General features: G+C 44.3%; 17 protein-coding genes. 3 read left to right on the forward strand and 14 right to left on the reverse strand.

Annotated features, from left to right (window positions below):
- Positions 1-27: 27 nt before the first annotated feature.
- The 3 genes from KOL94_RS12785 to KOL94_RS12795 are packed head-to-tail and all read right to left on the reverse strand — an operon-like array spanning position 28 to position 2,055.
- The gene (locus KOL94_RS12785) at positions 28-966 is read right to left on the reverse strand and encodes a DNA-3-methyladenine glycosylase 2 (protein ID WP_221566797.1); all 939 of its coding nucleotides are present in this window, start codon (positions 964-966) and stop codon (positions 28-30) included.
- On the reverse strand, positions 926-1,474 hold the full coding sequence (locus tag KOL94_RS12790) for a methylated-DNA--[protein]-cysteine S-methyltransferase (RefSeq protein ID WP_221566798.1): 549 nt from the start codon (positions 1,472-1,474) through the stop codon (positions 926-928). The genes KOL94_RS12785 and KOL94_RS12790 overlap by 41 nt, the downstream gene beginning before the upstream one ends.
- The gene (locus KOL94_RS12795; RefSeq protein WP_221566799.1) at positions 1,471-2,055 is read right to left on the reverse strand and encodes a bifunctional transcriptional activator/DNA repair enzyme AdaA; all 585 of its coding nucleotides are present in this window, start codon (positions 2,053-2,055) and stop codon (positions 1,471-1,473) included. The genes KOL94_RS12790 and KOL94_RS12795 overlap by 4 nt, the downstream gene beginning before the upstream one ends.
- Before the next feature lie 714 nt (positions 2,056-2,769).
- Here KOL94_RS12795 and KOL94_RS12800 point away from each other — a divergent pair.
- The gene (locus KOL94_RS12800; RefSeq protein ID WP_221566800.1) at positions 2,770-5,175 is read left to right on the forward strand and encodes a M14 family metallopeptidase; all 2,406 of its coding nucleotides are present in this window, start codon (positions 2,770-2,772) and stop codon (positions 5,173-5,175) included.
- A 304-nt stretch (positions 5,176-5,479) separates the two neighbouring features.
- A complete protein-coding gene (locus tag KOL94_RS12805) occupies positions 5,480-6,226 on the forward strand; it encodes a MerR family transcriptional regulator (RefSeq protein ID WP_221566801.1) in 747 nt (248 codons plus the stop codon).
- Positions 6,227-6,292: 66 nt separating this feature from the next.
- Here the strand turns inward: KOL94_RS12805 and KOL94_RS12810 are convergent, their stop codons facing one another.
- From KOL94_RS12810 to KOL94_RS12830, 5 genes are all read right to left on the reverse strand, one after another.
- Positions 6,293-7,393 (reverse strand): Gfo/Idh/MocA family protein, encoded by a 1,101-nt coding sequence (locus tag KOL94_RS12810; protein WP_221566802.1) that lies wholly within the window; start codon positions 7,391-7,393, stop codon positions 6,293-6,295.
- Between the two features lie 12 nt (positions 7,394-7,405).
- Complete coding sequence (locus tag KOL94_RS12815; RefSeq protein WP_260412440.1) at positions 7,406-8,311, reverse strand: formylglycine-generating enzyme family protein; 906 nt, start codon at positions 8,309-8,311, stop codon at positions 7,406-7,408.
- 85 nt (positions 8,312-8,396) lie between these two features.
- Positions 8,397-9,176 (reverse strand): endonuclease/exonuclease/phosphatase family protein, encoded by a 780-nt coding sequence (locus KOL94_RS12820; protein WP_221566804.1) that lies wholly within the window; start codon positions 9,174-9,176, stop codon positions 8,397-8,399.
- A 229-nt stretch (positions 9,177-9,405) separates the two neighbouring features.
- On the reverse strand, positions 9,406-10,689 hold the full coding sequence (locus KOL94_RS12825) for a hypothetical protein (RefSeq protein WP_221566805.1): 1,284 nt from the start codon (positions 10,687-10,689) through the stop codon (positions 9,406-9,408).
- A gap of 15 nt (positions 10,690-10,704) precedes the next feature.
- Positions 10,705-12,171 carry a sulfatase family protein gene (locus KOL94_RS12830; protein WP_221566806.1) on the reverse strand — a complete coding sequence of 489 codons (1,467 nt, stop codon included), beginning with the start codon at positions 12,169-12,171 and terminating at the stop codon, positions 10,705-10,707.
- Positions 12,172-12,399: 228 nt separating this feature from the next.
- Here KOL94_RS12830 and KOL94_RS12835 point away from each other — a divergent pair, with 228 nt between their 5' ends.
- Positions 12,400-13,152, forward strand: a complete 753-nt coding sequence (locus KOL94_RS12835; protein ID WP_221566807.1) for a helix-turn-helix domain-containing protein — start codon at positions 12,400-12,402, stop codon at positions 13,150-13,152.
- 178 nt (positions 13,153-13,330) lie between these two features.
- Here the strand turns inward: KOL94_RS12835 and KOL94_RS12840 are convergent, their stop codons facing one another.
- The 6 genes from KOL94_RS12840 to KOL94_RS12865 all read right to left on the reverse strand — a co-directional run bounded on the left by KOL94_RS12840 (position 13,331) and on the right by KOL94_RS12865 (position 22,162).
- Positions 13,331-14,455, reverse strand: coding sequence for a Gfo/Idh/MocA family protein (locus KOL94_RS12840; RefSeq protein WP_221566808.1), 1,125 nt, complete (start codon positions 14,453-14,455; stop codon positions 13,331-13,333).
- A 23-nt stretch (positions 14,456-14,478) separates the two neighbouring features.
- The gene (locus KOL94_RS12845; protein WP_221566809.1) at positions 14,479-15,252 is read right to left on the reverse strand and encodes a sugar phosphate isomerase/epimerase family protein; all 774 of its coding nucleotides are present in this window, start codon (positions 15,250-15,252) and stop codon (positions 14,479-14,481) included.
- A 551-nt stretch (positions 15,253-15,803) separates the two neighbouring features.
- The gene (locus KOL94_RS12850; RefSeq protein WP_221566810.1) at positions 15,804-18,215 is read right to left on the reverse strand and encodes a beta-galactosidase; all 2,412 of its coding nucleotides are present in this window, start codon (positions 18,213-18,215) and stop codon (positions 15,804-15,806) included.
- A gap of 65 nt (positions 18,216-18,280) precedes the next feature.
- Positions 18,281-18,919 carry a YesL family protein gene (locus KOL94_RS12855; RefSeq protein ID WP_221566811.1) on the reverse strand — a complete coding sequence of 213 codons (639 nt, stop codon included), beginning with the start codon at positions 18,917-18,919 and terminating at the stop codon, positions 18,281-18,283.
- A 75-nt stretch (positions 18,920-18,994) separates the two neighbouring features.
- The gene (locus tag KOL94_RS12860; protein ID WP_221566812.1) at positions 18,995-21,358 is read right to left on the reverse strand and encodes a beta-galactosidase; all 2,364 of its coding nucleotides are present in this window, start codon (positions 21,356-21,358) and stop codon (positions 18,995-18,997) included.
- 30 nt (positions 21,359-21,388) lie between these two features.
- Positions 21,389-22,162, reverse strand: coding sequence for a sugar phosphate isomerase/epimerase family protein (locus KOL94_RS12865; RefSeq protein WP_221566813.1), 774 nt, complete (start codon positions 22,160-22,162; stop codon positions 21,389-21,391).
- Positions 22,163-22,404: the final 242 nt, after the last annotated feature.

Genomic DNA, 22,404 nt, shown 5'->3' on the forward strand with positions numbered 1-22,404 from the left:
CAACACAGGTTTTGGCAATGGTCAATTCTAATCGGATAAACTTCTCCATAGATAAAAAACGGCATATGCTTCCCAGTTTTCCCAGCGTGAAAAAAGTTCTCGGATTTCTTCAGGTGCAGGCTTCGTTTGTCTTCCAAGACGTTTTTTCAAAGCATTCTGCAATCCGGCATCTCCAATCGGAAAAGCAGATCGATCACGTAGACACCGCATCATGACGTAATGAGCCGACCAGGGACCGATTCCGCGAATAGCCAGCAAGGTCTTTTCTGCTTGTTGAAAATCCTCTAAAAGCGATTGCTTATCCAAATGACCATTTGCTATCAGCTCAGCGATACCAATGATGTATTCCGCTTTCCTTCCAGTGAACTGCAGTTTTTTCAAATCTTCAACTGAAACAGAAGTGATTGTTTTTGGATCTGGAAATTTCCAAAACAATCGCTCATTCCACTCCACACTCTTTCCGTAAGCTTCAACAAACCGCCTTTTTACCGTATAAGCAAACGGAAGATTCACCTGCTGCCCGATCACTGACCAGCAAAACGCCTCGAATAAATCAGGGACACCGATCACTCGGAGACCAGAATACTTGTGTACCAATTCACTTAATAGGGGATCCTCTTCAGCCATTTCATAAAATGGGTTCAGGTCGGTTCTAAGATCGAACCATTCTACAATGTAATCTGCAACCTGCTGATAGGTTTTTGCTGAGTCAGGTGCATCCTTCACAAAATCAATCTGGATGGTATCCTCTTCGTTTTCACTGATTTCAATGATCATTGTTTTTTCTTCGAATTGGAGCAGCTTATACAGCTTTTCATCCTCGACCAGATGCATGCATTCCGCAGGCGATCTTCTCAGATAATGCAGTGTTTCGGCAAAACTGAATTCTCGTGGAGGCTGAATCATGATTTGCTTCAACTCTTGATCAAAATTGAAAGCGTGCATGTCCTTGTGTCGTGTAATCATGGAACCCCTCCAGTCGAAGCAATCTTTCTTTGATCTGCAAGCCACCCCTGAACCCTGTCAATGCAGCATTTTTTCCGATCACCCGGTGACAAGGAGTGATGATTGGAATCGGATTCGCTCCGTTTGCTGTTCCGACCGCCCGAACTGCCTTTGGATTGTCCAAAGCCTCGGCAATCTCTGAATAGCTGCGAATTTGACCATACGGAATCTGTGTCAATTGGTTCCATACAGAGGTTTGAAAAGCTGTCCCTCTGAAATCGAGCGGTACATCGAATTCTTGTCGTACTCCATCCAGATATTCGTTTAATTGGTTGGCATATGGGGAAATGACCCCCTCATCCTCAACGAATACGGCATCAGGAATCTGTTTTTCCATCCATGTTGTCATTGTTTCAAAATTCTCCGACGGCCAGGTGATTTTACACAGTCCTTTATCGGTAGCAGCAAGAAAAAGCTGCTCGTTTTGGAACGTCGGATGTGTGAATGAACTCCAATACACTGTTGTCATCGTTTTCTCCTCCCATTGGAAAGTTGATTTTTCGACCTATATTCAATCGGTGTACAACCTGTCGTCTTTTTAAAAACAGATGAGAAGTGCGAAACGCTGCTGTACCCTACATGTTTTGCAACCTCTGAGATTGAGGTGTTGTGATCTGACAGTAAGTCTTTTGCTTTCTCCATCCTTTTCTGGACAAGCATCTTTGAAGGAGTCGTACCAGTCATCCGTTTGAAGACTCGTTGGAGATGGTATGGACTCATCATCAGCGCTGTGGCCATGCGATCCAGCGTCAGGTTTTGTGCAAAATCTTTTTCAATCATTGTATTCACCCTTTGGACGATTTCAGCATCAGGACCAAGTTTACTCGGATTTTCAGGCCGACACCGTTTACAAGGACGGAATCCTGCCTCTTGTACTTCTTCTATACTTTTAAAAACCCTGACGTTTTCCGGTTTTGGTGTCCTTGAACGACAGGACGGTCTGCAAAAGATTCCAGTCGTGACGATGCCGACATAATATTGGCCGTCATATCGGGTATCACGTTTTAAGATTGTTTCATAAACCGATTTAAAGATTTTTTCTGAGTCCATCCATACTCCCTCCCTTTCTTACTTTGATTATAAACCACCCGCTTATTCCTGATAACACTTCCTGAATAGGACAGCAAAAAAACGACAGCGGAGGTATAAATAGATTTTTTTACATGTACAATTACAATTATTAACAAAAAGAATAGATATGGGGGAAACAAGATGCTTGTTTGTTGATTTCAGGTGAAATTCACGAGACTCCTGCGGGAACAGCGAGCCAGGCGAGACCCCGCACCCTTTTAAAGGATCTTCGACTAAAAGCCACCACGTCCTGTGGTGATCGTCGAAGCCAGCATAAGGAATGCTCCTTAAGAAATTTCCTCGCAGACACGAAAATGATTTCATTTTTGTGTTGACATCCTGTGCAAGTGAGGAGACTTGCGGCTCGCCCTCGGAAAGGGAGGGCATTTTGCTGAAATCAATATTAAAACGAACAGAACTTTTAAACAACTTTCCTACCATCCTCCTAAAATTACTTCAAACTTCGAGGCACCCCTTTCCTTTTCGACAACAATATCAACCTCATGAATTTATTAAACGATTTATTTCCTCCGCAATACCCACTTAACTACAATATTTCCTACCATTAGTATGTCAGGCATACGCATATTTTGACATAAATTTCATCCTTTTCCAGTTAAACTATTTCGTAACACGAAAGAAAGGAGTGCAAATCGTAAACTTCTAAACTATTTGGAGGTGTCTATCATACGAATGACTATGAAAAAGCGTTCTTTAATCGTTGTACTTGTCACCCTGTCCATTTTGTTGATCGCAACCCCATTCTTCAACCCCAACACTACGATCGCCACTACTTCACAGCCACTAAAGAGTTTTGAAGAAAAGGCTGCACTTGTATCCATCCATGTCAAAGATCGGACGGAAATGGACAAACTCGTTGAAGCTGGGTTTGATCTTACTGAACATGTCCATCAGCATGAAGACGGTACTTATGACGTCGATGCGATTGTAACGCCATCCGAATTGAACACAATCCGTAATCAAGGCTTCGAGTTCGAAACGGTCTATACCAAAGCAGAAGCTGAACAACGTATTGCGGAAAGAAAATCCCAGGTGAAGAAGCTTGATCAAGTGACTTCCTCAGTGGATTCCATCAATATATTACGTGCCAATTTCTTTGAAAATTATTCTGGTACATTCTTATATGTTGAAGCAAAAACGAGTGCTGGTGCTGCAAGCAACGTTGCACTGACTGCCACATGGGATTCCGGTAAAGGAACAGAAATCGGATCTGGCGGAGAGGCAACTCTTCGACGTGTCGAAGACTATGGTGAATACCTTTATCACCAATTGCTGCTCCCGATTGAAGAAATCCCTCATCAAATCAAAATTGAAAGCAATCAAGGCGGGACTTCCACTACCACTGTAAGTGAATGGCTAGGAGAAGATAAACCAGACCCGGATAAACCTCACTATGTCAGCGATTTCGTCGACCACTACATGGACCCGACTGAAATTACTGAACGGATCGAAAGCCTGGCTGAAGAGTTCCCGGAACTGGCTGAAGTGATAGAGCTGCCGAATCAGTCAAACGGTTATCGCAGAAAAGCACAAGCCATCCTTGGGAATAATACGAATGAAGCTGTCGTCGTAACCTCGAATGAATGGGGGCATGAAGGCGGAAATGACATAAACATCACATTGGAAAAACCTGAGGAAGAACAAGCAGAATTATCGCTTCACATAGACGGGCAGGAAATTGTCGTGTCTCTAGCAACCGATGAAAATGGAAATGTATCGAGCACCGCATCAGATGTCACCACGCTATTAAACGGGGAGGGGAATGAACTCGTCAGCGCTGATACGTTCCGAGGTTCAACTGGTGATGGAATCGTCACTCCTGAAGCGTCCGTCCAACTGGATGACAATCTCGATGCCCCAGATTCGATTTCCCGAGATCCGCATACGGTAAAGGCACTCCGAATCGGAAAACATCGCGATGGTTCGAAAACCGGCGTCTTCGCTTATTCACAGGAACACGCCCGTGAATGGGTTACGCCTCTTGTATCAATTGAAACGGCAGAACGTCTGTTACGGAACTATGCTCATGATCCAGAAACACGTAAATATGTCGATAATCTCGATATTTTCATCGTGCCGACCGTCAATCCGGATGGCGCACATTACAGCATGTATGATTACAACTGGCAGCGGAAAAATATGACCAACCATTGTGTGGACACGAATTTTTCCGATCCTCTAGCGCAGGACTACTGGGGTGTCGATTTGAATCGGAACCATTCTGTAGGTTCTGTTTATGACGGTTATATCGGTGCCTCAACCAATTGTACAAGTGCGGTCTATTCGGGTCCTGAAGAAGTCTCAGAGCCTGAAGCGCAAAATCTCATCTGGCTGGCTGAGCAAAATCCGAATATCAAATTTGCGATGAACATCCATAGTTATGGGGGTTATTTCATGTGGCCACCTGGTGCTTATACGGAAAACCGCGAAACATTACCGCGTCCGACTGCTGGTGAAGAAGCATATTTCTGGCAGGCATCTGAAACCATCCTTGATGAGATTAAGGATTACAGAGGCACGGTCATCCTTCCGAGCCGTACAGGCCCGATTCCTGATGTCCTTTACTCTGCAGCAGGTAATTCTGCAGATGCCCTTTGGTACGACTATGGCATCTATGCCTGGGACTTCGAAGTCGGGGCTGATATCTGGAATGAAGAACAAGGCCGCTGGCAAGCTGTCGGCTTCCAACCTCCTTTTGAAGAAGGGCATGCTGAAGCGATGGAATTCGCAAACGGTATGAACGGACTGTTTGATGTCGCCTACCAATACGCAAAAGATAAGAAGCCGCCAATATCCAAAGCGACACCTGGTAAAGGAAACTATGATGAAGCAGTAGAAGTTTCCTTCGAATCAAGTGAACCAGCAACCATCTACTACACACTGGACGGTTCAAGACCTACATTCGAATCTGATAAAATCCAGATCAAAGACACACGGGAAGGCGCTGAAACGTTGATGATCGAGGAAACGACGACCATCCACTGGTTTGCGATGGATGCCGCTGGAAACGTAGAGAAACATTATAACCCAGACGGAAATGGAAAGAACTATAACAAAGCGAAAATCACAATAAGATAAGTTTATGAGTTTCGAGGCTGCCGCTATTAACCGGTGGCCTCGTTTTCCATTTATCGTGATTTTTGGAGTTTTGTTGTGATTATTCGAAGACTTGTCGTGATTTTTTAAAAGGAGGTTGCGATAAATCTCAGTTTTGTCTCGATTTTTCTTATTTGTGTCGCGATACATATTCCCGCGGGAAGCGAGTTTATTTCAATATTGCAAAAAAATGGGAACAATCTTACAAAAAATTTTACATTTTCTTATTGACTCTCACGTTACGTTATACTTTAAAGTAGTCATTGAAGGGAGGTTACATGAAGCAATGAAGGTAAAAGAAGTAGCTGACTTGGTCGGAATCAGTGTGCGCACACTGCATCATTATGATGAAATCGGATTATTGAAACCGGAAAAGACATCACAATCTGGTTATCGTCTTTACTCCGATGATAATCTTGCTACCTTGCAACAGATTTTGTTTTTTAAAGAGCTCGGCTTCCCTTTGAAAAAAATCAAAGAAATCATCAACAGTCCTTCCTTCGATCAGAAAGAAGCGTTAGAACTCCACCGTAAAATGTTAGTGGAGAAACGAAGCAGGATCAACACGATGATTTCGACAATCGATAAGACGATTGAACACACGAAAGGAGCGATTTCGATGACGAATAAAGAGAAATTCGAAGGATTCGACTTCAGCCAGAATCCGTATGAAAAAGAAGCCCGCGAACGCTGGGGAGATGAAGCAGTCGACAAATCCAACGCTAAATTGGGGAGCATGTCGAAGGAGGAACAGGAGGCGATGGGTGAAAAAATGAACGCCATCTACCGCAATCTTGCCGACGTTCGCCACACTCCACCCGAATCGGATGAAGCACAAGCAGCCATCAATGAATGGTATGTTTTCTTGAACAGTAATTTCGGTCATCACTACTCACTCGACGCTTTCAAAAGCTTAGGCCAAATGTATGTCGATGATGTACGGTTCACAAAAAACATCGATCAATTCGGTGATGGATTGGCAAAATTCATGCGCGATGCAATGGCCGTCTATGCCGACAAAAACAAAGATTGATCCAACGAAAGAAAGAGCATTCTTTTTAAAAGAGGATGCTCTTTTCCTTGAACTCTACGATCAGTATCATTTTAAAGCAGCCTTCTTGCTTTCATTACCGATTCGGATTGCATCCCGTTGTGCAATCAGGCATAATTCTGCTGCCTTGAACGTATGGGATTGTTCCATTGCGTATTCTGTCCCATTGATGCAATCCAAAATCAGTTCACCAAAGTACGGAAATCCGACCTTGCCGCTCAAAGAGAAATGCTTCTCTCCGTCATGGTTCACTAAATAAAGGTGATCCCCTTGCTCATCACGAGCGATATCGATATATTTCCGGAGCTCGATATACCCATCAGTTCCAAGGATGAGCGTACGCCCGTCTCCCCATGTGCGGAGGCCATCAGGTGTCAGCCAGTCGACCCTGAAATAATTGGTTGCGCCAGTATCAGCGATCAGGGATGCATCACCAAAATCCTCAAGTTCGGGATATTCTTCATGTTTGTAGTTCCCTACTTTACTGTGAACGACTTTTGCATCCTTTGCACCAGCATAGTAAAGGAATTGTTCAATTTGATGACTGCCGATGTCGCAAAGGATTCCACCGTACATGTTCTTTTTAAAAAACCAGTCCGGCCTGCTTTCCACACTGAGCCTATGTGGTCCTGCCCCCTGGACTTGCACTACTTTTCCAATCGCATCCTGGTCAATGAGCTGACCCGTAAAAACAGCACTTTCAACATGGAGCCGTTCGCTATAATAGACCGCCCAGATGAGCTCTGTCTCTTCTGTTTTTTTCTTCGCTGCTTCCAATTGTTCCAGGGTCGTGAATGGCGTTTTATCTGTGAAATAATGCTTTCCATGGTCCATCACCTTAAGGCCCAATTCACATCTTCTTGAAGGTATAGCAGCTCCTGCCACCAGTTTGATAGACGGGTCATTTAAGATCTCATCCTCAGATGCTGCCACTTTGACTTGAGGAAATGCGTTACAGAAGTCTTTTACTTTTTCAGGATCAGGATCATACACCCACTTCAACGTTGCGCCCGCTTCTGTCAATCCATTACACATGCCATAAACGTGTCCATGATCCAAAGCCATGGCTGCAATGTTGAACTCACCTTCACTGACGACAGGCTCGCTTTTTCCTTCAGGTGCGTAATTCATTCCATCACTTTTTTGCATTATAAAACCTCCCTAGTGATCCACATCAGCCACACATCGAAAGCCGATATTCCCTGTTGAGCTATCTGGAGAGTTCGAACTTCTTGCGGCAACTCGATAACGATTGCAATACGATTTGTGACAAAGATAGGAACCGCCTCTCATCGATTTCACTTGCCCTGTATGAGGTCCCGTCGGATTTGTGTTTGAACTTTCCCGGTGGTAGCGCGGGCTGAACCAGTCGTCACACCATTCCCATACATTTCCGCAAACGTTGTGAAGACCGAATTCATTGGGGTTATACGCATCGACTGGTGCCGGTCCTACATAACCATCACTCGCTGTATTTTTATTCGGAAAATCACCTTGCCATATGTTGCACTGATGCTTTCCATCAACAATCAACTCATCGCCCCAGGCATAGAGTTTTTGTTCAAGACCACCACGTGCTGCATATTCCCATTCCGCTTCTGTAGGCAATCTCTTTCCAGCCCATTCGCAAAACGCTCGAGCATCATTCCAAGAGACATGAATGACCGGGTGATTCATGCGATTTTCGATCGTCGAGCCTGGGCCATCCGGTTGATTCCAATAAGCTCCTTCAACGGCAACCCACCAGGGGATGTTCGGGACTCTTTGCGGCTTTTGCGCCCACACTTTCTCAGATACGAAATGATGGAAGACGAAAGACCAGCCGAATTTTTCCGCTTCTGTCACATAACCTGTCTGGTCTATGAACGCTTTGAATTGTCTGCTCGTTACCGCATATTGGTCGATATAAAACGGTTTTAGCTCAACGTTTCTTGCCGGCCCTTCTCCATCTTTCGGAAATCCCTTAAGGCTGTCTGTTCCCATGATGAAGGTTCCTCCGTCAAGCAAAACCATCCCTTCTTTGGTGTTTGACTGGTTCTTTTCTAATGTTCCAGTGGCGGTTTCCATGTTTTGTTGGTCTTGGTTTCTTCGTGGTGCACAACAATTCTTCATTTTTTCTCCTCCCAATCCCAATGCTTGTTGCTGAATTTTTTTACCATTTTAATGTTGAGATGACAGGATAGTGATCTGACGCGTAAGCACCGTCTACTTGACTCCGGTCGATCTCTGTCTTCAAAACCTGGACTTCAGGTGTTGTAAAAATATAATCGATCGGCGCCCCTTCCCTGCCACCTTTAAAATTGTGGAACGTACAACCAGGATTTTCGTCCATTTTCTCAAAAGCATCGTTCAATTTGGCTGTTGATCCTAAAAGGGAGATATCCCCCCGTAAAAACCGGATGGCAGGATCATGTGGTTCACTATTGAAATCACCAGTCAATATCACAGGCAGTTCCTTTTTCCGATACTGTTCGTCCAGTCTTTTCGAGATCAATTGGATGCCATGTTCTCTCGCCGGCGGGCTGATGTGATCGAGGTGCGTGTTGAAATGGATAAAATCGTTGTAAGGTTCTTTTTTAAATCTGAAATGTCCCCAGGTGCACACCCTAGGAAAATCACTTTCCCAGCTTATGCTGTTCGGGATATCCGGTTGCTCTGACAACCAGAATTGTTCTGATTCAAGGACTTCCAATTCATTGTGTTCATAAAAAATCGCACAAAATTCATCGGACATGCCCCCGCGCCTTCCCTGTCCGATCCATCGATAGTCGGCAAACTCCTCTTCCATATCTTCAATCATTCGGAGAAGACCTTCCTGGGTACCCACTACAAGCGGTCGATGCTTGTTGATCATCGCAGCAGCTTTCTTCCTACGGTGAACCCACGAATTCTTGCCATCCTCCGGAATATCAACCCTTAAATTGAATGTCATTACTTTCACGTTGATTCATCCTTCCTTGAGAGCCTGATGTGTAACATGCAAATTACGCATGCATCGGAAATTGCTCAAGATCATCCCAGATTTGCTCATGATCACCTCGAAATTGCTCAAAGTTCACTCCAGAACTAGCGGAAAAGGAGTGATTTTTACAATTATTGAATGACGTGAAAGAAAGGATCAACTGAATAGCTGATCCTTTTATACAAACTGTTTGTTTCCTTTACTTGAGTACTGTGTTGGTTTCCGGCATTCTCTCGGTGAAGAATGTCATCCCGCGCTTGAATGCAGTCATTCCATATAACATCGAACTCCAATCAATCAAGGTGATTTTGGTCGGGCACCATCGATCCTTTTGTCCGAGATGCCACCAGGAATAGCGATGTAATCCGAAATGATAAGACTGGCGGAACTTATCTTCATCCTCTTTATCCTCTGGATTCGTATACACATCATAAGGAATATGGAGGCGATACAACGCGTAAAGGTCATGGATTCCTGCAGGATAAACTGGCAAGAATCCTGCTACAATATAAGCTGAAGCGATATCACCTGGTGCGTTGTTGATTTTATCAGCATGATACCCGCCATGCAGACCATCATTCGGTCCAGCGCCATATCCCCAAACATAGGACGGTACATCCTCATGCTCTTTCCACTTCAAACGATCCGCCTGGCACGCATTTGTGAAGAAGTCTTGATACACCATACTCTTTCCGTATTCCGGAACGAGGTAATACGGAAATTGATGGACGAATGAGGATAAGAAGGCGTTTTTATCGTTATCCGTCAAGACAGGAATATCCCGATAATGGACTTGTGGAAGGTCATTTAATTTCGGCTCTGAAAAATTTTCATGCCATAACGTTTGGATATCTTCATTTTCCGGCTGCCCCAACAAGGCGAGATACGCAACCAGCGCATACTCGTTAAAGGCAGGTAATGGAGCGGTTCCTTCGCCGTCCTTTACGATCATGTTGATGACTCCGTTTTCTTTATCCGCAACAACAACACGCCAGTCAATCTGCTTCAGCAGACGCGTCGCCATTTCATTGATTTGCGGGGCAGTTTCCTTGAAGTGATGTCCCGCAAAAAGTGCCCCTGCTACCAATAAGGACGTATCAATCGTTGATATTTCGGAATTGAGGTTTTCACCCGTTTCCATATCGACAAAATGGGCGTAAAACCCTGTTTGGTCATCACGTGCAGGTTGACACCCTTCGATTTCTCCCATCACACACCGCAATGTGACAAGAGCCTTTTCTGCGGCTTCTAAATCCCAGTTCTCCAGATCTGCAACACAGAGACCGAGCAGGCCAACTCCAGTTGCTGCAATCGAACATCTGAAGTCCGGATTTTCACCAAACGTCATATACGCATCAGCATACAGACCGGTAAGGGGATTCCGGGAAGCGTCCAGCAAAGCATAGGAATCTTTATATTGGCGATCGAAAAAGCTTTTCACATTTTCGGGCAAGTCCTTATAATAATCCGTTACATTGCTCACGTTCATTACCCCTTCCTAGGCTTTATTGTAGATGCTTTGAAATTTTTCATGACGACTTTCCAGACGATCTGCTGCTTCATGGCGTTCCTCTTCCCGAAGCTTACCCACGTGTTTCGGCAATTCACCTCTGGTATGGTAAGGTCCACCCTCATGAATGACATTCCACATCGGGTCGGTCGGATAATCAGCAGTGACCATTTGCTCTGCCACCCACTCATCCAGCAGTCTCAATCCTTGTCCAACGATTTCGGGGCGTTCATCTACAAGGTTCGTGGTTTCGTGGGGGTCATTTTCAATATCAAAAAGCATCAAATCAGGGAAATCCTTCAACCCGTCATGATACGTACGGATCAATATCCAATTATCGAACCGGACAGCACGCTGGCAGCTCCAAGCGGCCTGACTGACGACAAGATAAGGTCTCCCAGCCGAGCGGCCTTCCGTCACTGCAGGAAGAAAACTTGTCCCGTCCCATTTTCCGCGAGGCTCACCACCAGCCATTTCCGTCAATGTTGGGCCAAGGTCGACTTGATAGTGGAAATCTTCATCCACTTGTCCCTGACGTATTTGCGGACCTGCCATGATCAATGGAATCCTGCTTGTAATATGATCGGCTGTCTGGTGATCGCCATATACGTTCAACTCTCCTTGATTTTCACCATGGTCAGCCGAAATGATGATCATCGTATCTTCAAGTAAGCCTTCCTCTTCCAGCGTATTGAGAATCATGCCGACATGGTCGTCAACATAACGGATTGCTGTGTCATATCCGTCAATCCATCTCTTGAAGTCTTCCCGGGAATGGATTTCGTGCGGGAGATCTGGCCATTGATTGCCTGCTGGCACATTACGTGCACTCATCGGACCAAAACTCTCTTGATGCTGGGCAATGATTTCGTCTGTCAACCATTCTGGAGCTGGATCATTTTTGAAAGGGTTTCCATAAGATTCCGGAGATCGATAAGGTGTATGCGGATCCCAGAAATTGAGATACAATAACCAGTCTTCTTTTTCCGTACCTCTCCCCTTGATCCATCTCAATGCTTCTTCTGAAACTTCTCCTGCCGTTTCTCCAGCATGTTTTCCGGTATCGATCATCTCAAGGAATCCTTCTACAACATCCCAGTTTGCATGCCGGCTAGGAAAAGGACTGATCATTGCCGTGTGATGACCCTGGAAACGTACAACATCAACCCATGCCTGGTAAGGAGAACGATGGTAATTGAATTCGCGGCCCGAGCCGATTGGACGGTTATCTGCTTCAAGTCCGCCATGGTTCACCGCACCTGTATGGATGCCGAATCGGGACTTGAACATAGCATTTCGGGAAGGGGCACATGGTGCATCCGAAGCATAATAGTTTGTGAACCTTGTACCTCTTTCAGCAATGCTATCAATATTTGGTGACGTATTCCGGTGGTAGCCATAGCACCCTAAATGGTCTGGGCGCAGTGAATCGATATCAATGTAGAGTATACGCATGATGAATCTTCCTTCCTTTAATAAATTGTCAGATTTGTACATTTCATAGAATCTAGAGGTTTTTCACAGAAGTCTTTTCATAGAAAAAGTCCAGCTCTAACCCCTGGAACCATTGGTATTTCATAGCCCCTCCTTTTTGTATATAATAAGGGAAAAGATTCTGACTGACCATAAACAAAATTTAAATATTTGTATAATTCATAAATTTATTTATCAGGAGTGTAGATGATGAAGATCTATGGGGTTTATCATGATGTGGAACCGACTTGGACAACTGAAAAATCACGTGGATTGAATACGCTGGTTTATGTAACGGAAGGAAAAGTCCGTTACTATATCGACAATAAGCAGCTGGACTTGGAAAAGGGCGAGATTTTGTATGTTCCATCCAATCAGTATCGTGCTTGGATGAACCATCCCGACGAATCTCATAAAAAATATACTGCTGTTTTTTCATGGGAGGATTCTATTCAAGCGATTTTTGCTGAACAAGATCAACTACTGAAATTTAAACCTAGAAATTCCGCCTATTATGAACAGAGATTTGCCTTTCTTTTCGTACAATGGCTCGGGCAGAAGACCTTTTACGAGCAGCTTTCCTATCATGTCATAGCCGAACTTTTATTACTGGTTTCACAAGAAAAATCAGAACGGAATGCTTCACCAGTCAAAGAACAGATCGTAAGGAAAATGCAAGACCACATCCTGTATAATTTCCGTCGGAATATTACAATTGAAGAGTTGGCGTCAATTGTGGATGTCACACCAAATTACGTCACCATATTGTTCAAAGAAGTCATCGGTGTAACACCCATTCAGTATTTACACCAGATCCGCATCAACACAGCATGGAATTTGATGACAGATACCAATATGACGATAAGAGAGGTCGCTGAATATCTCGGATACTGCGACCAATCTTATTTCAATCGAATGTTCAAAAAATGGATGGGTTCTCCACCATCGAGAATGAAACGATAGTGGAGGTAATTGGGCATCATACGACCACTCGAGCACGAAAAATGGTGTTCACTGTCCGTATGAATATGTCATACGACCACTCGAGCACGGAAAATGGTGTTCACTGTCCGTATGAATGCGTCATACGGACACTCGAGCAAGAAAAATGGTGTTCATTGTCCATAATGTTCACCTGCTATCAAACGGTTACTACACTTGACTTTGATAGGTTACGCACTTCATCTGCCGTCACTTCTCTTCCAAGATGGTCCGATAAATAAATGCCTTCACTGATCAACATAGTATCCAGGGCAATCTGTGCTGTTGGAAGAAGATTCACTCGGCCTTGAAGGGCTGCAATCCAGTGATGTTGTGAAGAATCATAAGCGTCTGTGTTTTCTCTTAATTGATGCCATCGGTAATCAGATTGGTCTCCTGGAAAAACAGTGTCCACATCCATATCACACATCGTAGTGTGATAACTTAACGGCGTCCTTTTTCCATTATGAACCCCGCGTATTCTGATTCCTCCCTTAGAACCGACAATGCTGCTTCCATCGAATTCATTCAGATGGATTGCCCAGCTCTCCAGAATATCAAGTGAAGCTCCATCCTTAAACCTGACATAGCCTGTTGCCACTTCCTCAGTATCGAATCTACTGATCTCCCTTCTTTTCGGATCCATATCCATCTCCTGATAAATTTTTCCGGTAATTGTAGACACCTCTGGCATATCCATCAAGTACAGGAGCTCGGATATATGATAAACTCCCATATCGAACAATGCTCCACCGCCTGCGCTTTCTTTTCTCGTAAAGAACTCTGTTCCAAAGCCATCTACGAATGGTCTGCCTCTCCTTCTATAGCCAGCTGAACGTGCATGAAAGATCTTACCGAGCTTTCCCTCTTCAATGAGCACTTTGGCTGCTTTCGTTTCTCTCAAATAAAGATTACTCAGTTGGATATGAAGCTTTTTCCCGTATTGCTGAGCCATTTGAAGCATATCACTTCCATCAAGATATGATCCGGCGATCGGCTTTTCACAATAGACATGTTTTCCCGCCTGTAACGCTTCGATCGTGACAGGGGCATGATAGTTATTATGAAGACATACATCAACGGCATCCAGATCATCCCGCTCAAGCATTTTACGAAAATCGGTATACTTGTACGCTATGTTGTATTTTTCAGCAACACGATCCAGCTCACTCCCATTGATATCTGCAGCAGCTATTACCTCAGCTCCAGGGATTTTCGAATAAAACTCCAAATGTTGTTTTCCTATGATCCCGATTCCGATAATACCGACTTTGATCGTTTCCATATGGATTCTCCTCCCTAAACATTTTAAAGTGATAGAACTGGCGATCTATGTTTCAGTGCTCGCCTGACATTTGCTAGCTGCCACTCGACTTCTATATACTCATTTGCCCCGGAATGGTGTTCCACGCCCAGGCAGCCTTCATACCCTGAATCAAACAAAATATCGATCTTCTCATCACACTGAGGGATCGTCCATGCCGCCATATGTGTATGGAACGCATAAGGGGCACAAAGCCGATCGCCATTTTCTTTATCCACATCCCAATTGTCGAAATGAAGCAGGATGCCGAATGCTGGATCATTCACAGCGTCATACACTTTCTTGATATTGGATGGAACTCTTGAGGTGCCCCAATGGTTTTCAGGACCGACTTTATAACCTCCTTCTTTTGCCCTTGAAGCATATTCTTTATAGCGATCGACTGTATACTCGAATTGTTCCTCACTCATGTCGATGTCGTGTCCACCCATATCGATCCGTACCGTCTCCGCCCCAAGGATTTCAGCTGCACGCAGATTCTTCAAGGCGTTTTGATAGTTGAGCTCTCTTTTTCCTGGATCTTCCTCCCATAGATGTGCACCATCCACACATAGATTGGCAAGGGTCAGTCCTTTTTCATCCATTGCTTCCCGTACTTTTTTCAAGTAATCCTCTTCGGTATTGAGCAGCATGCCATTCCAAATGTCAGCTTTATTCAAGTGATAGCGGTACTTTACACTTTCCAAATAGCCAAACACATCCATTTTCCCTTCTTGTAACAGTCCATGAAAAGCGAACGATGCAATTGAGATATTCATACACATATCCTCCGATTCTCTTTTTCATTTAACTCTACTAAAAAACGCCGTGGTATATCCCTTTATGATCCCTATTCCTACACGCTTCCAACACCTCCTTTAAAGAAAACCTGGGGAAATCCAAGCTATTCGTAATGGCTGAGCCATAGTTGCTTATATTAAAAATGTATTTCATACTTTTTTAAGTACAAGGCTTTGTTGATCTTTGTTGTTGATTTTAAAACAAAATTCACGACACTCCTGCGGGAACAGCGAGCCAGGTGAGACCCCGCAGGGAAGTGATGTCCAGCTCAGCGACCAGTCACTTGGATCACTTCAAACTTCCTGCGGCGGCGACAGCCTCCTCGTCAATTTTTCAGTGACCTATGTGACTAAACGGGTCGCTTCCGCTTTTCATTTGCCCGCGGAAAGGGAGTGAATGTCGAAGAAATCAACATCATTCTTTAACAAAGCTAAGTACAAAAAAAGCAGAGCACACCAATATGCCTTCTGATGTCTCTGCTTCTCGTTGATTTTTAATATGGAATTATTATTGTAGAAAGATATTTTTCTTACGTGAAACGTACGGTTAGATGATCATCGACTTTTGCATGTTTTTTTGAAACAACATACGTTACATTTCCATTCATCTCCACAACGTAATCATCACTTTCTTCAATTTTTCGATCCGTATCGAATGCGATGATATCTTCACTTTGTGTAAGACGGAAGTCGATCTGATCCACAGCAACATTTTTGATTTCTGCTGTTGCGTAAAGGACTTTCACATCGCCGAAGGAAACATTCACCGGCAGCATCACTCCGTCTTTACTTTGCAGCTCCAATAGACGGCCATCAAATAGCTCGGTACCGTTCTCATAAATGTGCAGTTCTTTTTCAAAACCATCCAGGTTCAAAATGTGGATGAACCGCTCACCTTCCTTCGTTACCGTGGAGGTCATGAATATTCCATGATACTTGCAGTCATGTTGAAGGGCAGCCTTCACACCCAATCTTTCCAACGCTTCTTTATAAAAACCGAGGTTACAGTTGTACACTGTGCCGATTACAATTGCCCGACCATCTCCAACACTGGTTTCAAAACCACACACTTCATCCGATCCATACACACGGATCAGTGGTACAGCTTCGCCAGTAGCAAACACTTGTGCGATGTGTGTTCTGATTTCAGGTCGGGAACCAGCCCAGTCATCACCATAAACAGAGAGTGCATAATGTTGGGACGCACGTCGAACACCAGTCGGTTGCACACCAAGTGCATCAGCAAGAATCGTACAAGGTTCTGCTTCCAAATCATACGTTGGTACTTGTCCGTAAAGAAGAAGGCTTCCACCGATGTTCAGATAATCTGCTAGTTTTTGTTGGACTCCCTCATCCATATAAAGGGCAGATGCAAGGACTAAAACAGGTGTTGTTTCTGGATCAATCGGTTTGTTTTGTACATCGACAGAATCGAACCGATAACCGGCCAGAAGCATTGCACGGGCCATGTTCTCCCATGCGGCAGGAGCACGATTGGCTTCTATGTTCTGGTATATCTCCTTCATCTTTTCGCTCTCAGGATAACGTGATTCTGTCATGAAATAATCCGGAATGAAGGCAAAAGAAACTTCATCATGTTCCTCTTCCATTACCGCAAGCTTATCAGCAACTGCCATCACCGTCTTTGTTGCTCGAGCCATCCTTGGAAACGTATAATTCAACTCCCCTTCAGGACTGACGGGTGCTGCGAATCCATGCCGCTCCCCAGTATGAGCGATCCTGTCATTGCCATCATCATATTTCTGTTCAAGACGGTAGTTCCGTCCCCCCGTGAACAGATAGTAGTTGATCATCCGGTTCCCTTGCGCGATGCACATCCGTACCTTGAAATCTGCTGCTGATGGATCGTACCGGCTGCTCAGCGTCTCTCCGAAGTTCCCGTCCCCGCAATTGAACTCGACCGATGTCAGAGGCTGGTCCTGATTGTGGACAGCATCCATGAAACCATTGATCAGATAAAGATCCTGGAACGTACTCATATCCAAATCCCCGAAATAGATATCTGAACCAGAAATGTAACCTGGTGCTTGCGTATAAGATTCATAGAGTTGGCTGATTCCGATCGGGTAGGTCAAAGCACGGCCACCGCCTGTACCATGGATATTGATGACAAACGGTACATCTTTTACACCGAATTCTTCTGCATAAGCGCGAAGTATTGCAACATACCTGGCAAAACGGTATCTCATATAATAGCCGAGATCATGATGAAGGGAAGGTGTATAGTCCTCCTTCGGTGAGCGGATCGAATCATTCCGGATCACCTCATTATCCATTTCAAACGGATAACGGCGTTTCAACTCTTCAGCCTCATACCGTTCATGCAGCCAGTTTGAAAAGTCATCCAGAACATGATCGGTGAGATCCGGACTGTTGCTGACCCATGAAAGCATCCCGATTTCATTGTCGAGTTGTACCCCGATGATATTTCCGCCATTTGTATGCAACCGAGGCGCAATTACGTCCATAACCGCTCCATACCATTTGCGGGTTTCTTCTAAAAATGATGGCGCAAGATAATCAAGCGTCTTGGCCGTGACCATTTTTCCATCCCAAGTGATCGGAACGATTTCAGGGTGTTTCTCTATTACCCAGTGAGGAATTCCTTCATTTTTCATTTCCGCCATGATAAACGGCCCAGGCCGGACAAAAAAGTAAAGATCATTCTCTGCGCACAAATCGATGAACCCTGTCAGGTCAAGTTCAGGGCGCGATTTTCCCTCAAGATCAACCTCGCCTTCAACCGGTTCATGACAAAGCCAGGGGACATACGAAGCAACCGCATTACAGCCGGATGCTTTCAACTTATCAAGACGATCCTGCCATTCCTCTGGTTCTAGGCGGTAATAATGAATTTCTCCGCACATCAGGATTTGAGGTTCACCGTCTATGAGGATTTGCTTGTTTTTCATTTCAATCATTTTGCTTCCCTCCTGTTATTTAGTTCCCGCGGAAAACGAGTATATTTCAATAATTAACTGACTTGCTATCCATTTTTCAAACCTTCCTGTTGCTTTTCATCAATTTTCAAAAACATCCTTTGTGCAATCCAGGTCACATATAGCGCAACCACACTTCCACCGAAAAAGGGAATCAGGGTCGGTACAAAGAACATGATGAAACTAATGCACACGACCCCCAAAATTGCCACTAAACTCTTAAAAGGATGTAACATGGCGATGAATATCGTATTTCGGAACAGGTGGAAAAGGGTTAATTTGTAATGGACGAATACAGGGAAAATCAACGCAAGAATCAGGACATACACGAATAAAAGCATGATTGTGAATGATTTCAAAAGAAAAAAGAGTGTAGAGCCTGAAGATGAGAAGAATAGGTAATCCAAATACAATACAATCCCCAGCCCTGTCATGATCCATCCAAACGCATTGGTCTTGCCGAAGTCACTTTTATACGTACTCCAAAACAATCGGAATATGGAAAAATCATCTTCTCCGCGCACCCAGCGCCGAATTAACGCAAACATGGCAGATGTTGCAGGGAAAAGACCGAACAACATCACACCAAGTAAGGAAAACCCGATCCACAATACGTTCACATAAGCGATCCTGGTGATCCATTCAAATAAGACAAACAACTTCCCCTTGAAACCTGTACCATTCATAAGTCAATCCGCTCCATTATTGTTTTTAGCTAGCTCTGTGATTTTTGCGAAATTCGCAGATGCCCGGCATCCGTATCAACCAGTAATCGATTCTCTCAATCTTTTTATCACGACTGTCTTCGGTTCACTGATATCCTTGAATAAAATCGATTCATCTTCAGTTGAAGCAGCTTTTTCGGCAACCCATCCACGCTTACATCTTAGCGAGCCTTTTGAACCGATTGGATGTAGTGTCATCTCCACGTGATCGTCCTCTACAGCTAAACTAGTCAATTCGACTGTCGAAAACTCGATCGTCAATCCCTCGGTAATGTCATAGTTTCGGATATAGATCGCTGAGGATCTTGGCGGTAAAACAACCTCTTCACCATCAAACAGGGGTTGCCCCTTTTCGTAGATGGCAGCCTTTTGTTCGATTTCATCATAGTTGCTGACAAACAGGAATGATTCTTCTCCATTCTTGCGTTCGACGAGTGACAGGTCAGGGTTCGTCGCCTTCAAATGACCCGTGATCCCCACCTTATCCGCAAGTTCCTTGATTACATCCAATTGATAACTGTAGTCATGGCCCATGGCAATTCCTAAAACAAGAATTTCCCCCCTGCCACAAGGTTTCTTATACGCTGCAACTTCATTTTCCCCAGTACGTGTAAAAGTGGCGATAGGCTCTCCAGCGAATCGAGTGAATCGCAGACGCTGTTTAATATTGACGGAATCCGTACTCAGCACATCGACATAGTCCGTGCCGACAACAACCTCCCATTCACCCAGGTCTAGCTCCTCGACAAGGATGCGACATGAATTCCCTGATAGATCCATTGTCGGGAGCTCCGGATAAATGATGAGCTTCCCACCTTGTTTGACATAGTCCGCAAGGCTTCTTTGGAGCTTTTCATCCATTCTTTTAGCTGAGAATACCCATAAGGAAGGGACGTCTTCAACTGAAATCTCTTTTAAAAGATCAATAGCTTCGAACTGGATATTTGCGCTGACCAACAAACGGAGGATCCCATCATAGGCATGATGATCACGTTTTCCGGTTGAATCAGCGAGCAGTCTACGATCCCGATCCTCCACCACTTCTGTCATATAATCATCTGGATTGAAGCCGACGTAGGTATGTACTTTTTTCTCTGAATTTATCAATCTTTTACCGACTGTTTTGAAAAGGGCACCTAGATGTCGGGCTTTTTGGTAGTTAGGGCGTAATTCGCCTTTTGAATCGATAGGCGCTTGCCATTCATGTCGTCTGCCGAACAATCCGATATTTTCATAGTTTTCTCCTGCGACGAACATGTAATAATTCAGGGCATTCATCCCGTGTGCGACACACGTACGAGTATTCAAATCCAAGTCTTGCGGGTAAAGTCTTGGTCTGTCCGCCAATCGGCCTGACTGGAATTCTGCCGAAAAGATTGGCTGATCCGCCTGTGAAATCGCTCTAGTGAAGGTTGTGGACATCACAAGATCATGGTAATTGTCATAGCCGATCCTGCCTGGATAAAAGTCCCCTGCGATGACAACATCATCAAATTCGGCTGTACGATAGAGCTGGGATAATCCGATCGGATAGTGGATTCCTCTGCTGTAGATCGAAAAATCCGTAAACCCATGTACATTGATGATAAACGGAACGGTAATCCCTGAATCCTTCGCAAATTGACGCAGGTCCCCTGTATAATCCTTAATGTATTCTCTTCTGAATTCACCCCACTCATAATGGAAAGAAGGATATTCTTCAGGCAGCCCCTTCTTATAAGCTTCCACAAAACTTGCAAAGGATTTTTCTTCGACTTGATAGTGTGTGTTAAACTGTTCAATCGTACTGTATTTGTCTTTGAGATAGTCCTTGAATTTTTCAAGTGTATCTGGATTATAATCGGATGTATTGCTGACCCAATGGAACATCCCGATTTCATTGCATAACTGATACATGATGATTGGCCCGCCTTGTCCGATTTGCTGCGGGGCGATCAGTTCATTCACTGCGTCATACCATTTTTTCGTCTTTTCCAAAAACACCGGATGCCTGTATGAAACAACCCGGGTCCCATGTTCGTCCCCACCACGTGTCCGGGAAAGGACTTCAGGATACGTTTCCAACAGCCAATCGGGAACACCATGGAAACGGACTTCTGCCATTACATAGGGTCCTGGGCGCACAATGCAATAGAGCCCGAATTCCTTTACAAGCTCCAAGAAGGATTTCAAATCCCGTTCCCCTCTTGTTTCACCGGTAAAGTCATACACACCTTCATCGGTTTCATGCCAGACCCATGGAACGTATGAACTGACGAGGTTGCAGCCTGCTTCCTTCAACTTTGTCAGTCGATCTTTCCATTCACTTTTTGGCACGCGATAGTAGTGTAATTCTCCACCATACAGGAATTCTTCTTTGCCGTTGATGATAAATTTCTTGCGATTCATTTCAACCGTCATGGATTGTTTCCTCCTTGGATTCCTCTACTGTTAATTGGTTTTGGTCGCCAGTTTTTCCACCGTTCCATTCAAATTGTCCAGACTGAGTTGTAAGCTTTCCATCGGATCTCCTGGGCATTCATCCTGCTCGACGGCATACCACTCAACCCCATTTTCTTCACCCCATGCCAAAATCGGCTTGAAATCAATAGATCCTGTCCCTACCTCAGCAAAAGTCTGGTTATCGTCAAGAGTCATATCCTTAAGATGGATGATCGGCATCCGATAAGCATATTTTTGGATGAAGTCTAAAGGATCATATCCGGCTTTCTTGACCCAATACGTATCGATTTCCGCAAATACCTGGTTCTCTGCATCAGGGTCAAGCATAAATTCCAGCGCTGACATTCCGCTTATCGTCGTTTTGAATTCAAAATCGTGGTTATGATAGCTGATCCTGTAACCTTCACCTTTCAGCTTCTTTGCAATTTCATTCAAGTCCCGCTTTATCGCTTGATAGCCTTCGACCGTTCGAAGCTCATCAGGTACGAATGGACAGACAATGTCTTTCGTATTGAAGGCCTCAGCTTCTTCAACTACTGCCTGCAGGTCTTCCCGTAATCGATCGATCCCCACATGCACACCAGGCACCTTTAATCCGGTTTCTTGTAAAACCGCCGCAATCTCCTCTTTCGAATAACCGAAGAGTCCGCTGATTTGGACGCCGGCCCACCCCATCTCTTTCAATTCTCGTAACACTCCTGGAAAATCATCCTTGAGCAGATCTCTCACAGTAAACAATTGCGCCGCAAATTTATGCTTCATATCAAAACTCCCTCCCCGATTTGTAGTATCAGATTTTTAAAAAGGTTTTTCAAAAAGTTGTTGCGGATTAATTAAGGAATAATAATGATCTAAGCACAAGAAACAGTTGAGATTCTTTTTGAAAAAGTAAGCTCAATCGAGACCTCTTTAGTGAGGCAGGTTGCTAGTTAATGGACATCAGAGACGCTATTTATGACATATTGAGGTTTCTTTGAGATTTAGCTGACATCAGAGACGCTATT

Source organism: Alkalihalobacillus sp. TS-13, assembly GCF_019720915.1.
Classification (GTDB): Bacteria; Bacillota; Bacilli; order Bacillales; family Fictibacillaceae; genus Pseudalkalibacillus.